Annotated in this window: 15 protein-coding genes; 13 read left to right on the plus strand and 2 right to left on the minus strand. The window is 40.0% G+C overall.

The window, feature by feature from the left end:
- Nucleotides 1–410: 410 nt before the first annotated feature.
- From ACFX4L_RS10180 to ACFX4L_RS10200, 5 genes are all read left to right on the plus strand, one after another.
- Entirely contained in the window at nt 411–656 is a 246-nt protein-coding gene (locus ACFX4L_RS10180; protein WP_309145495.1) for a DUF2535 family protein, read from the plus strand.
- A 213-nt stretch (nt 657–869) separates the two neighbouring features.
- The gene (locus tag ACFX4L_RS10185) at nt 870–1,712 is read left to right on the plus strand and encodes a DegV family protein (protein WP_061463620.1); all 843 of its coding nucleotides are present in this window, start codon (nt 870–872) and stop codon (nt 1,710–1,712) included.
- A 150-nt stretch (nt 1,713–1,862) separates the two neighbouring features.
- Nucleotides 1,863–2,453, plus strand: coding sequence for an SCO family protein (locus ACFX4L_RS10190; RefSeq protein WP_317777014.1), 591 nt, complete (start codon nt 1,863–1,865; stop codon nt 2,451–2,453).
- Between the two features lie 273 nt (nt 2,454–2,726).
- The gene (locus ACFX4L_RS10195) at nt 2,727–3,569 is read left to right on the plus strand and encodes an SGNH/GDSL hydrolase family protein (RefSeq protein ID WP_377381954.1); all 843 of its coding nucleotides are present in this window, start codon (nt 2,727–2,729) and stop codon (nt 3,567–3,569) included.
- Entirely contained in the window at nt 3,566–4,150 is a 585-nt protein-coding gene (locus ACFX4L_RS10200) for a YpmS family protein (RefSeq protein WP_284470436.1), read from the plus strand. Before ACFX4L_RS10195 ends, ACFX4L_RS10200 begins: the two co-directional genes overlap by 4 nt.
- 54 nt (nt 4,151–4,204) lie before the next feature.
- Here the strand turns inward: ACFX4L_RS10200 and ACFX4L_RS10205 are convergent, their stop codons facing one another.
- Nucleotides 4,205–4,945: a DUF4397 domain-containing protein gene (locus ACFX4L_RS10205; RefSeq protein WP_377381951.1), complete on the minus strand. Its 741-nt coding sequence runs from the start codon at nt 4,943–4,945 to the stop codon at nt 4,205–4,207.
- 221 nt (nt 4,946–5,166) lie between these two features.
- Between ACFX4L_RS10205 and msrA the strand changes: the two genes are divergently transcribed.
- Nucleotides 5,167–5,658 (plus strand): peptide-methionine (S)-S-oxide reductase MsrA, encoded by a 492-nt coding sequence (gene msrA, locus ACFX4L_RS10210; RefSeq protein WP_377405039.1) that lies wholly within the window; start codon nt 5,167–5,169, stop codon nt 5,656–5,658.
- Entirely contained in the window at nt 5,648–6,076 is a 429-nt protein-coding gene (msrB, locus tag ACFX4L_RS10215) for a peptide-methionine (R)-S-oxide reductase MsrB (RefSeq protein ID WP_284470439.1), read from the plus strand. Before msrA ends, msrB begins: the two co-directional genes overlap by 11 nt.
- A gap of 53 nt (nt 6,077–6,129) precedes the next feature.
- Here the strand turns inward: msrB and ACFX4L_RS10220 are convergent, their stop codons facing one another.
- Nucleotides 6,130–7,218, minus strand: a complete 1,089-nt coding sequence (locus ACFX4L_RS10220; protein ID WP_176431996.1) for an SGNH/GDSL hydrolase family protein — start codon at nt 7,216–7,218, stop codon at nt 6,130–6,132.
- 305 nt (nt 7,219–7,523) lie between these two features.
- Here ACFX4L_RS10220 and ACFX4L_RS10225 point away from each other — a divergent pair, with 305 nt between their 5' ends.
- The 6 genes from ACFX4L_RS10225 to ACFX4L_RS10250 all read left to right on the plus strand — a co-directional run bounded on the left by ACFX4L_RS10225 (nt 7,524) and on the right by ACFX4L_RS10250 (nt 12,444).
- The gene (locus tag ACFX4L_RS10225) at nt 7,524–7,676 is read left to right on the plus strand and encodes a YjcZ family sporulation protein (RefSeq protein ID WP_081108834.1); all 153 of its coding nucleotides are present in this window, start codon (nt 7,524–7,526) and stop codon (nt 7,674–7,676) included.
- A 355-nt stretch (nt 7,677–8,031) separates the two neighbouring features.
- Nucleotides 8,032–9,006: a S66 family peptidase gene (locus tag ACFX4L_RS10230; RefSeq protein WP_284470440.1), complete on the plus strand. Its 975-nt coding sequence runs from the start codon at nt 8,032–8,034 to the stop codon at nt 9,004–9,006.
- Between the two features lie 220 nt (nt 9,007–9,226).
- Complete coding sequence (locus ACFX4L_RS10235) at nt 9,227–9,556, plus strand: hypothetical protein (protein WP_061463606.1); 330 nt, start codon at nt 9,227–9,229, stop codon at nt 9,554–9,556.
- A 178-nt stretch (nt 9,557–9,734) separates the two neighbouring features.
- Complete coding sequence (locus tag ACFX4L_RS10240; RefSeq protein WP_377381943.1) at nt 9,735–11,099, plus strand: aspartate aminotransferase family protein; 1,365 nt, start codon at nt 9,735–9,737, stop codon at nt 11,097–11,099.
- Nucleotides 11,100–11,122: 23 nt separating this feature from the next.
- Complete coding sequence (locus ACFX4L_RS10245) at nt 11,123–11,812, plus strand: CoA transferase subunit A (protein WP_377405042.1); 690 nt, start codon at nt 11,123–11,125, stop codon at nt 11,810–11,812.
- Nucleotides 11,779–12,444, plus strand: coding sequence for a 3-oxoacid CoA-transferase subunit B (locus ACFX4L_RS10250; protein ID WP_089364044.1), 666 nt, complete (start codon nt 11,779–11,781; stop codon nt 12,442–12,444). Before ACFX4L_RS10245 ends, ACFX4L_RS10250 begins: the two co-directional genes overlap by 34 nt.
- Nucleotides 12,445–12,449 lie beyond the last annotated feature (5 nt).

Raw genomic sequence — 12,449 nt, forward strand, 5'->3', positions numbered from 1 at the left:
AAAGCGAGCATCTGGAGGGGAAATCAACCACAACTCACTACCTGGTAAATAGCAACAAAGTATGTGAAAACAGCCTACTTTTAAGATCATATTTCCTTCAATAGCAGATTGGCTGCCCCAATTATTTATATAACTTTGGACAACCTGGATCTTGAATTCCTTGGAATAAGTTAAAATTCATCCCCCTTTTTTAGCCATAATAAAGTCCCCTCCAAGTAATAGTGTAACATCCATGTTTTTTCATGGACTTTTTACACTTTCTACTTTAAGGGGATAATATCACTTATGGGTCTTTTTTTTAATCGATGTCAAGCTTGATTTGTCTGTTTTTTACACATTTGAATATTTATAATTTTGGATTTATTGTGTATAATGTAAGCAATCGGTTAAAAATGAGGATTGATATATTGATGTTCAAATGCTTGGAATTCAAAGATTGTTTTGGACATAAGGTCACGATTTCAGAAATACCTGTCTTACTGCCTAGTGATCCGAATTTTTTTATGTTGACCGTGCGTTTGGAAGTATTTGTAAAGAAAGTTTTTGCTAATAAAGATCATAAAGAAAATTACTCATTTAAGCATTACTTAGCATCCGTACTCAAATGGCCCGTTTATAACAAGATTTTCTTTGGGGGCTTACTCAATAATGCGTGATGCGGACTGACCCATAGCTAACTTCTCCGATAAAAGAGATACCACGAATGCCGTGTTAATCGGCATGCGTTCGGGTTAGCTCATGGGTCGGTTTTTTTTTGTGATCATTTCAATAGATGAGTATTCTCTCACTTGAAAAAGATAACATTTGGTTTGAATGCGTACCTTTAATAGGTATAATACAATAGATATGTTAATTAGGGATGTGTAATCATGAATAAAGTAAAAATAGTAACAGACTCAACAGTTGATATGACACCGGAAGAACTAGAATATTATGATATAACAATGGTTCCTTTATCGATCTATATAGATGGGGAAACTTTTTTGGATAAGGTTGAAATAGAACAAGAAGAATTCCTGAAAAGGATGAACCGATCAAAAGAACTTCCAAAAAGCTCACAACCAGCCGCAGGTACCTTTGTGGAGGTATATAATGAACTTGGAAAAGACGGCAGTGAGATTATTTCCATTCATATGACAGGTGGCATGAGCGGCACTGTACGCTCAGCGGAAAGTGCAGCAAGCATGTCTGAATCGAAGGTTACCGTTTTTGACTCGAAATTCATTTCAAAAGCAATGTCATTCCAGGTGATCGAGGCAGCGAAGATGGCGAAGGAAGGGAAATCCGTAGCAGAGATAATCGATCGCTTGAAACACATTAAAAAGCAGTCAAGTTTAATCATTGTCATAGAAACACTTGATAACCTCGTTAAAGGCGGAAGGATTGGCAAAGTTTCTGCATTTATCGGTTCACTGCTGCACATAAAGCCGATTGCACTTCTGGACGATGGTGTCCTGAATCCTGTATCCAAAGCCAGGAGCCAGTCACAGGTAGTGAAGTTCATCATTAAGAAATTCAAAGAAGATACACAAGGCAAAAAAATTAGCGGCATTGGTTTTGTACATGCAAATGGTTTTGAAATCGCAGATAAAGTCCGCCAGGCCATTGCAGATTTAACAGGGTATCAAGACATAAAGATAGAAGCAACCACTGCCGTTGTCAGTACCCATACAGGTGAAGGCGCCATGGCAATCATGTATTATTGGGACTGATAAGGATAAAGCTGCATGATTGCGTACTGGAGATGTCTTTCATTTGTAAAATTGTCTTAAATTCGTAAAAGTGTTGCTGTCCTCATTCCTATTGGTCTGTTAGAATAAATAAAGTAACAGAATATTTTATACATAAAGGACGGGGTAGGGATGAGAAAGCTGCGTTTGCGTATGGCAGCTATGGGGGCATCAATTTTATTGCTGTTGACAGCATGCGGTTCCAATGGTGTACCTGATGCCAAAAATTGGGATCTTGAGGATTTTAGTTACATTGATCAGGAAGGTAAAGCTTTTTCAAAAAGTGATCTAAAAGGTAAGGTTTGGGTTGCGGATTTTATATTCACCAGCTGCAAGACGGTCTGTCTGCCCATGACTTCCAATATGACGAAACTGCAGCAGCAATTGAAGGATGAAGGTATATCTGATGTTGAGTTCGTTTCATTTTCTGTCGACCCGGAGATTGACAAGCCTGATGTTTTAAAAAAGTATGGTGACCAATTTAATGTCGATTACAGCAATTGGCATTTTCTAACCGGTTATGGTCAGGAAGAAATTGAGCGGTTTGCACGGGATAACTTTAAACTAATCGTCAAAAAACCAGAGACGGGAGATCAGGTGATTCATGGGACCAGCTTTTTTCTAATTGATCAAAAAGGAAAGATCATGAAGGATTATACAGGTCTGCAGGATATTCCCTTTGATGAAATTATTAAGCATATTAAAATTTTACAGAATTATTGAACAGGTTAAATGACCTGTTCTTTCTGTTTTCATCTATTCATACGGATTTCTGGTAGGGCCCATTAACGCTGGTGAAAATGAGGTAAGTGGTTTTGAAGAATCAGGAGAAGTGAAGAATGATTTTACATGCTCAGTACATGCTAAATTTTATAGGACTAGCTTTTATTCCTTGCATTTTTCATATTGTATAGTAAGGAATGCTCAAGTAAGGTATATTGTTTGCAATTATTCGTTTTCTTCATGATATAATACATGGGTAGGAAGGTGAGGGTCATGAGGTACAGAATCACCTGTCTTTTCATATGCCTAGTTTGGATTTCAGGCTGCGGCCAAAGTGAAACGGCCTCAAATCAGCCAACTATTCAGCAGAAAAGCAGAGTTGAGCTGAGTAAAAAGGAAACAATTCCTGCCAGCTTTTTTCCGGACCCTGTGAAAATCGTATCGATAGGCGATTCCTTGACTCAAGGTGTCGGTGATAGTAAAGATAATGGCGGGTATCTTCCTTATTTACAAAATAAGCTGGTAAAAGAACCATCGATTACTTCCGTTGAGATGATTAATCATGGCATACGTGGAAATAGGACCGACCAACTATTGAAAAGACTGGATAAAGCTAGGATTAAAGAAGACATAAAACAAGCTGACTCGATTGTTGTCACGATCGGTGGAAATGATATCATGAAGGTCTTTAAACAGAATTTCTCCAATTTGGAACTGAATCAGTTTGATTCGGCTAAATTAGGGTATGAAAAAAGATTGAGGCAAATACTCGATAAGATCCGTTCCGAAAATGATCATGCCCAAATTTACCTGGTGGGCGTATATAATCCCTTTTCCAAATGGTTCGCAGATTTTTATGAACTTGATATGATCATGAATGATTGGAATGAAAGCGGGAAAGAGATTATTGAAGAATATGATTCAGCCTATTTTATTGAAATAGCAGATATTTTCAAGGATTCCAAAGAGGATTTGCTTTATGATGAGGATTATTTTCATCCAAATGACCGCGGATATGAATTAATCGCGACAAGAATCTACAATGATATGGATATTACCACTATCGGAAAGGACACATTGGAAGCGAGTGCCAAAGGAGATGATGACCAAGAATGACAAATATCAAATGGAAGACTATGTTTATTTCCCTATTAGCCCTAAACATCCTGGTCATCGTGTTTGTTTTGATTTTAGTTAATTTGCCGACTAAAGATAAAGAACTGATACCAAAAGTAAGCCACGAAGAAGATATCCAATTTCAAATTCACACGAATCGGGAAGATCTGACAAGATTAATTAACCAGTATCTTGATAAAGAAGGCCTGACGGGATCCTTTCATTACGAAGTATATTTAACGGATGAAGTCGAGTTATACGGTACAATGCCATTTTTCAATCGTGAAGTGGAAATGAAATTGACTTTTGAACCAATCGCCCAAAAGAATGGGGATTTGATCTTAAAGCAAAAATCAATTGCCATCGGACAAATGAACTTACCTGTTTCATATGTAATGAATATAATAAATGAGCGTTATAACATGCCGGATTGGGTAAGCATCAACCCAAATGACGAAAGTATTTATGTCTCATTACAGGATATGGAATTGAAAAGCGACATTAGGGTCAAGGCGAAAAAATTCGATCTTAAAAATGACGACATTTCATTTTTATTGACCATCCCATCATCATTACAGTGATAGGGAGTAAATGAATAAAAAACCAGGATCATTTCATCCTGGTTTTTTATTCATTTATGGAGAGAGTGTTACGGTTTCCAGCGTGGATGGTTCCCGATTCAATCCGATTAAATAAATGGTTGAGGGAGTATTTTTGCGGAAACTATTATTTGGCAAATGAAGCGCAATCTCTTTAGTCCCAGCTTTCCTCACTTCAAAGTCGACTATCATGGGATGTAAATTAAGATAATCGCTTGCTTTCCTGAAATGGAGATTTTCAAAAACGACATCACCATCTTTGACGGCAATATCTACCGAGGGTAAATCATCTGAAAGATGGATGAATCGAACCTTGGCTTCATTTTGAGGAACAAACGGATTATCTTCGAAAGTTAACATATTCAACGACCCGTTAGCCAAGGTAGCGGCTATGGTATAGGACCTCCCGCTTTCGAGCGTCACTTTACGGCTCAAAAGTGAGGTGCCTTGCCCGCTGCGGTAAATACCCAATTGGTAATTGCCGGGGGGGAATGTCGAATAATCATTGTTCTCTTTAAATGAGAAATTTTTAAGAATACGCATTTCATTTAAATAAACATCAAACGATGGAGCTGTTGGGGCAGCATGAATAATGCGAACTTGTGCAGGCAGTATGACATTCATTTGTTCAAATCTCAATTGTTGTGCTTCTTTTTCGAGACTTTTCAAATGCTTATGGTAATAATAATCATGCAAATGCGGATTGCTGTATTTATAATAAGACGATAGTAAATCATAAGTTATCGCTTTTTGTAAATATGATTGTTTATCGCTCATTTCTTACACCTCTCATTTTTCCATAATGATCTCATCATATGGTGATATGCTTGGACGTGTGTCTGGACCATTTTCGTTAATAGGGACTTATCGGCATATTATTTTACAGGGCAAAATAAAAGCGTTAAAATGCATTCAATGGTTTGTTTGTAAAAAAGGGGGATTTTCATTTGACAAAGCAATTAGGGAAAGCAACATTCGCAGGTGGATGTTTTTGGTGCATGGTGAAACCGTTCGATGAGCAGCCTGGCATCGAATCCGTTATCTCGGGTTATACGGGCGGGACTACGGAAAATCCTACTTACAAAGAAGTTTGTTCTGAAACCACGGGACATTATGAGGCTGTTCAGATCACCTTTGATCCAAGCGTATATCCATATGAAAAAATAATCGAGATGTTTTGGCAGCAAATTGACCCGACAGATGCTGGAGGGCAGTTTCATGACCGGGGAAGTTCTTATCAAACGGCCATTTTTTATCATGACGAAAACCAACGTGAAATTGCTGAAGGATCCAAAGCTAAGCTGCAGGCAGGCGGGAAATTTTCCAAACCGATTGTAACGCCGATTATACCAGCTCAAGCGTTTTATCCAGCTGAGACATATCACCAGCATTATTATAAAAAGCAACCTGAGCATTATGAAAGATATTCGATTGGCTCAGGCCGAAAAGCATTTATAAAACATCACTGGGGGGAAAAAAATGAAAAGTAAAGAAGAATTAAAACAGAAACTTTCAGCGATTCAATTTGAGGTAACGCAAAATAATGGTACGGAACCAGCATTTAACAATGAATATTGGAACTTGAAGGAGGAAGGGTTATATGTGGACATCGTTTCAGGTAAACCTCTTTTCACTTCAAAGGAAAAGTTTGATTCAGGCTGCGGTTGGCCAAGCTTTACTAAACCGCTAAAGGAAGAGGAAGTGGTGGAAAACCTCGATACGAGTTACGGTATGAGAAGAATCGAGGTCCGCTCAAAAACTGCCGATTCTCATCTTGGTCATGTTTTCAATGATGGACCGGGACCATCGGGATTACGCTATTGCATCAATTCTGCCTCATTGAAGTTCATCCCGCTCCAAGATCTGGAAAAAGAAGGATTCGGAGAATACAAAAAGCTTTTTGATTGAATGGAACCCCCCTACCTGTTAATGATAGGGGGGTCTTTATTATTGGATAGGATTCAATCGGTGATGATCGATGCGATCCGGACATATGGAATGATGGTAAGATCCATTGCTTTAGTTCTGCCAGTCACCTCAAAACGGACCTTATGTGAACCGGGAGGAAGCCCATTTGTGACAAATAAATATCTTTCACGGGCAAACGGCCACCACGTATTCAAAGTCGTGGTTTCATTTCCATCGATCCATACTTTAACTTCCCCGCCATCGGGACTCCTGAGCAGCTTCACTCCAAGCATACTTCCATTGAAGTTATATTCAATCACACTGCCCTTTTCACTACTAGTAAAATAGCCGCCCCTTGGACGGAAACCGTTCATTTTTTCATAGTGGTCAATCTCCGATAATTTAATATCAGAATGGGCATGAAGCTTAGATGGAAGGGCTGCAACAGTCTTCCCACGTTTTATATTATCCAGGAAGCGTTCATAAATTGCATTAGCATAAAATTGATAACCCAGCCCATTTGGATGAATCAGATCTCTGGTCAATTGCTTTTCCGTATATCCTGAATCTTTGAATATTGGACGCATATCCACATTAGTTGCACCATAATGTTTGGATAAAAGTCCGATGGCTGATGCAAATTCCTCATATTTCAAGGAACTCTCTGTTATTGTGAATAATTCGGCATTAGGGTTGAGACGTTTTGCCTTTCTCATTAAAGCTTCATATGTCATGGTAAAATCATCGACATTCATATATTTGCGGTCATTTTCACCGAAAATGAAGAATATCAAATCTTTATGATCATGCTGCCTTCTTTGGGAAAGCTTAAATAGACCTTCAAAAGCAGTGGATCCGCTTTGGACAACGTACTCTCCGTGTAAAGGAATATCATTGGTTTTGATCATCATATTTTCTAACTGTTTGAACCATGTTAGATTAGGATTTTCAGCTCCTGACCCTCTTCCGATACTGTCACCAATAACGAGATACTGAATGGGCTGGCCTGATTGGAATTTTTGATAAACATTTACTGAATCATCTGATCCATATGTTTTAGGAGCTTTCTGAAGGACATAGCAGATGAGAAGGATCGTGGCGATTGCAGCGAAAGGGATGAAGGATTTTGCGTTCTTTTTCAAAATTATGTTCCCCCGTATTAACCTTTTATGTATCTATATAGGAATGAGATAGCTTAAAGAGGCTAAGAAATGTTTTTTCCTTATTATATCCCAATTTTAACACAATAAATATAAAACGTTTTTTTGACATTTTTCATGTTGCTCTTGGTGGTTCGCCTATTGTATGTATAACGGTTCTGAAGGTGTTGATTCGAGAAGTTTTTTCTTAAATTCAAAAAAATAGGCAAATGCACAGACCGAGGCGGGCGTAATGACATATGGTAAGGTGTAAAGAGAAATCAGAATTCTAAAAGGAGTGGAACTTAATGTACGGATATGGTGGATATGGTGGAGGATTTGGTTATGGTGGTGGATTCGGTGGCGGCTGCGGTGGCGGTTGCGGATTTGGATCAGGCTTCGCATTAATCGTTGTCTTGTTCATTCTGTTGATTATCATCGGTGCTTCATTCTGTTGCTAATTGAATAACTAAAAGACCAGTTGATAAAGCTGGTCTTTTCTTTATGCAGGGAATTTGGTGGTTTGACTGGGAATCTTCACAGAATCCATAATTGTTTACTGATAGGATAAGGATATATACAGTACAGGCAATACATAACCATTCCTTTTTCCAATACGGTACAACGGGAATGACGAGAGGATGCCAATGATGAGGAAAACGGCGCCAAAAGGATTCGAAAGGAAATTATGACTCCCAGTTTTTTTGCAGGGAAGATTGGAAAAGGGAATTTCAGTACTTAAGAGTCTTGGTTGTTCTTTATTCACCATTTCTGCTAAAATAACGACAGATGTAATTAATTTAGGGGGATAAAGATATGAAACCTTCCCATTTACAAGCAGGGGATGAAATTCGCGTTATTGCTCCCTCAAGAAGTTTGGCGATTGTCAAAGGGGAACAGCGCAGATTGGCAGAAGAAAGATTGACTGAGCTTGGTTTTAAAGTGACATATGGTAAAACGGCTTTGTTCCATGATGACTTTTTCTCGAATTCGATTGAAGACCGGGTCGAGGATTTGCATGAGGCCTTCAGGGATCCGAATGTTAAGGGAATCTTTACAGCCATCGGGGGGTATAACGCTAACCAATTGTTACGATATATCGATTACGAGTTGATAAAGGAAAATCCAAAAGTGTTGATGGGGTATAGTGATATAACCGCAATTTTACTGGCCATTCATAAAAAAACAGGCTTAACTACATACTCAGGTCCTCATTTCTCGACGTTCGGGATGAAGGCTGGTCTGGAATATACAATGGAATATTTTAAAAAGGCTGTTATTGAAAATGAAGGCTTTTATCTTGATCCAAGTGAAACGTGGAGTGATGACTCTTGGCATTTAGAACAGGATGACCGAACTTTCCACCCGAATGCTGGATATATGGTCATTCAGGAAGGCGAAGCGGCTGGGACGATCATTGGGGGAAACCTTTGTACACTCAATCTATTGCAAGGTACAGAGTTTATGCCTTCTTTAAAGGACAGTATCCTTTTCATAGAAGATGACGAAGAAAGCCATCCATTTAGCTTTGACCGGGATTTACAATCCTTGCTGCATCAGCCAGATGCAAGTGGGATTAAAGGAATCGTCATAGGCCGTTTCCAAAAGGATTCGGGAATGACTGAATATGCTTTGCAGGAAATCATTGCTTCCAAAAAGGAGATAAATGGGATACCTGTGATTGCTAATGCCAATTTTGGTCATGTACATCCATTTGTGACGGTGCCGGTTGGTGCAAATGCAGTAATGAAGGTGGAGAACGGAAAAGCAACGATCCAGATCCATTCATGATACAATTTGATGACGCCGTTCAAAAAGTGGACGGTGTTTTATCTGTTCAGGGTATGTAAAATGTATTTTTCATTTTGGAGTATTTTAGGAGTCTTTCCGCTTACCAACACTGGAAATAGTCCTATTTTACAAGCATTATTAGGGAATATGAGTCTAATTGTTCAAATTCTATATTTTTCTGATATAATACTAAGAGATTTAAAATAGAAAAGGTGATTATGTGTTATTAACAATTCCCGCATCCATTCGTTTAGAAGGGGCTTTGGCCGAGTATAATAAAAAAGGCCGTGTGAGCCATACATGTTTCGTCTGTAACGAAGACACTTCTAATGGGGATGCAAGTAACTTGAACTACTATAAGTTAGGAACCAAAAAAGTTTGTCATTCCTGCATGAAAAATGTTTTGCGTCATCCGTCTTTAAAAGAGTATGAATATGTACATACTTCAGTTATCGATAAAACTGCTTTTTATAAAAATGTGCTGGCTGTTTTAAAGGATGAAAGTTTTTTGGAGTCAATTCGTGAAGATAAACTAAATAGCGTATTGTAAGAAAAAAGTGTATCTCTTGTGGATACACTTTTTTTGTTCCTATTTTTTTCCTGAACATGAAACCAAGAAATTTATCCGTTTACATGCATAGGTCAATTTCCTTAGCAAGATTGCCTTCATCTGGACATACACTTTACAATAATGCATTTGTTTATAAAGAGAAGGAGTGTGTGGGTTTATGGAGCAGTCTTCATTGATAAAGCCGGTCCTGGGAGGAACCTACCCGACTATCAGTCATGGTCAGGGTGTGTTTTTATACGACAAAGAAGGAAAGGATTACCTTGATGCTTCTTCCGGTGCTGTTACTGCCAATATTGGCCATGGCGTCCAGGAAATCATGGAGGCGATGGTAAAACAGGCTCAACAGGTTTCATTTGTATATCGTTCCCAATTTACCAGTGAAGCTGCAGAGAATCTTGCCGGAAAAATTGCTGAATTGACCAAAGGGGATCTGACATATAGCTTTTTTGTAAACAGCGGCTCCGAAGCGACTGAAACTGCATTGAAAATTGCCATCCAGCATTGGCAGGAAAAAGGGAAGCCCAAGAAACAGAGAGTCATATCGAGGTGGATGAGCTACCATGGTATCACGATGGGGGCTCTTTCAATGTCTGGCCATCCGATTCGCCGGGAACGATTTACTCCTTTACTTGAATCATATCCTTCTGTATCTCCTCCATATTGTTACCGGTGTCCACTCCAACTTGATCCCCATACGTGTGGTATGGCCTGTGCTTCTGAATTGGAAGCGTCGATCCGGCGTATTGGCAGTGAAAATATAGCGGCTTTCATCGCAGAACCTGTTATTGGAGCAGCCGGAGGTGCCATTATCCCTCCTGATGGTTATTTTCAAAAACTCAAGAAAATCTGCGAAGAGAATGATATTTTATTCATTGCCGATGAAGTCATGACTGGATTTGGACGTACCGGTAGGATGCTTGCTTCCGAATATTGGGATGTGGAACCTGATATCGTAACATTTGGTAAAGGTATGAGTGGCGGGTATACCCCGATAGCGGCCGCAGTAATGACCAAAAACGTGATGGAGCCAATAATCAAAGGCTCGAAGTCAATTATCGGAGGCCATACGCTTAGTGCAAATCCATTATCGTGTGCGGTTTCTTTGGCCGTTTTAGAATATGTCGAGAGGAATGAACTTGTCGAAAAATCAGCCGATAGGGGAAAGGACCTAATTAGGGGCCTGAAGAAGTTAGCTGGGAAGTATTCCTTTATCGGTGATATACGTGGCAGGGGTTTATTGATTGGCATCGAATTTGTTCAGGATAAAGCCACGAAGTCCCCATTTCCGAAGGAGGCCGATGTGACCAATGAAATCATTGAATTGGGAATGAGGAATGGAATACTGCTGTATCCCGCGGCGGCAGGCCTTGACGGTGTGACCGGGGCAGCCATCATCATCTCCCCCCCGTTAACTATATCGGAAGAGGAGTGTGCAGAATTGTTAATGAGGATCGATATAACTTTTCAGCAATTCAATGAATTCAAAGGAAAACGGCCAGCACAACAAGGAAGTGAGTCATAGTGCCGGAAAATACATTCCAGAAGATTTGTCATTTGGAGGATGTCCGCCATCTCTTTAAAGATAATCAGTCCATCCTGTATGGGGGGTTCGGTGGCATAGGGACACCCCCAGGATTGATCAATTTGATTTTGGAGTCAGGTATAAAGGGTTTAACCTTGATTGGGAACGATACAGGTTTCCCTGATATAGGAATTGGAAAAATTGTCACCCAACGCCGTGCGAAAAAAATCATCGTTTCCCATATCGGTTCCAATCCAAATGCAGGACTATTGATGAACAATGGAGAGCTCGAAGTGGAGTTCTCTCCGCAAGGGACGCTTGTCGAACGCATCAGGGCCGGGGGGATGGGGCTAGGTGGGGTATTGACTGATATTGGAATTGAGGCTGATTTCGTCCGGGACGGCAAGCAAACCGTAAAGCTAGGTGAGAAAAATTATCTGGTGGAATCTGCATTAACTGCCGATATTGCCATTGTTTATGCAGAAATGGCAGATCCTTATGGAAATCTCATCTTTGATAAAAGCGCCAGGAATACGAATCCACTTGTAGCTACGGCCGGACAAATCACTATAGTCGAAGCCATGCAAATCGTTCCGCTTGGCTCTTTGGATCCAGAGGACATCATTGTACCGGGTGCCTTTGTGGATTATATCATTCCATCAAAAGGAGTCGATTGGAAATGGGTTTGGGAACCGAAGATAGAAATCGAATAGCGAAACGGGCAGCATCAGAAATAAGCGATGGGATGCTGGTCAATTTGGGAATTGGCATTCCATCCCTTGTACCGAATCATCTTTTGAATGACCATAAGGTTATGTTTCATGCTGAAAATGGCCTTGTAGGTATTGGCAGTTCTCCTGAAAAGGGTAAAGAAGATGCCCATCTTTGCAATGCTGGGGGGCTGCCGATCACCATTAGAGCGGGGGCTTCCTACTGCGACAGTACGGTTGCATTTGGGATGATACGGCGCGGCAGGGTGGATATCACGATTCTTGGAGCCCTTCAAGTAAGTGAAGTGGGGGATCTCGCTAATTGGATTGTCCCGGGAAAGCGGGTGCCAGGCATGGGCGGTGCCATGGAATTGGCTGCAAAGGCAAAAAAGGTCATCGTCTTAATGGAACATACCGATAAAGCGGGCATGTCTAAATTAGTCAAAAAATGTACGTTGCCGTTAACCGCCAAGAAATGCGTACATATGATCATCACTGAGCTAGGGGTGTTTTCTGTAAATTCGGAAGGCCTTTTATTAACTGATGTATTTGAACCGTTCAGTATTCAGGAAATCAGGAATCGGACCGAAGCCTTGTTTACCGTCTCAGAAAACATCCATATTTTAAAAGAATGAGAGAG

Source organism: Peribacillus sp. YIM B13482 (assembly GCF_042787975.1).
GTDB classification, from domain to species: Bacteria; Bacillota; Bacilli; order Bacillales; family DSM-1321; genus Peribacillus; species Peribacillus simplex_A.

What these genes read in the sequence shown, in the direction of transcription:
- ACFX4L_RS10180 (WP_309145495.1), top strand. Translation starts at nt 411, where the DNA reads ATGTTCAAATGCTTGGAATTCAAAGATTGTTTTGGACATAAGGTCACG.
- ACFX4L_RS10185 (WP_061463620.1), top strand. Translation starts at nt 870, where the DNA reads ATGAATAAAGTAAAAATAGTAACAGACTCAACAGTTGATATGACACCG.
- ACFX4L_RS10190 (WP_317777014.1), top strand. Translation starts at nt 1,863, where the DNA reads ATGAGAAAGCTGCGTTTGCGTATGGCAGCTATGGGGGCATCAATTTTA.
- ACFX4L_RS10195 (WP_377381954.1), top strand. Translation starts at nt 2,727, where the DNA reads ATGAGGTACAGAATCACCTGTCTTTTCATATGCCTAGTTTGGATTTCA.
- ACFX4L_RS10200 (WP_284470436.1), top strand. Translation starts at nt 3,566, where the DNA reads ATGACAAATATCAAATGGAAGACTATGTTTATTTCCCTATTAGCCCTA.
- ACFX4L_RS10205 (WP_377381951.1), bottom strand. Translation starts at nt 4,945, where the DNA reads ATGAGCGATAAACAATCATATTTACAAAAAGCGATAACTTATGATTTA.
- msrA (WP_377405039.1), top strand. Translation starts at nt 5,167, where the DNA reads ATGGTGAAACCGTTCGATGAGCAGCCTGGCATCGAATCCGTTATCTCG.
- msrB (WP_284470439.1), top strand. Translation starts at nt 5,648, where the DNA reads ATGAAAAGTAAAGAAGAATTAAAACAGAAACTTTCAGCGATTCAATTT.
- ACFX4L_RS10225 (WP_081108834.1), top strand. Translation starts at nt 7,524, where the DNA reads ATGTACGGATATGGTGGATATGGTGGAGGATTTGGTTATGGTGGTGGA.
- ACFX4L_RS10230 (WP_284470440.1), top strand. Translation starts at nt 8,032, where the DNA reads ATGAAACCTTCCCATTTACAAGCAGGGGATGAAATTCGCGTTATTGCT.
- ACFX4L_RS10240 (WP_377381943.1), top strand. Translation starts at nt 9,735, where the DNA reads ATGGAGCAGTCTTCATTGATAAAGCCGGTCCTGGGAGGAACCTACCCG.
- ACFX4L_RS10250 (WP_089364044.1), top strand. Translation starts at nt 11,779, where the DNA reads ATGGGTTTGGGAACCGAAGATAGAAATCGAATAGCGAAACGGGCAGCA.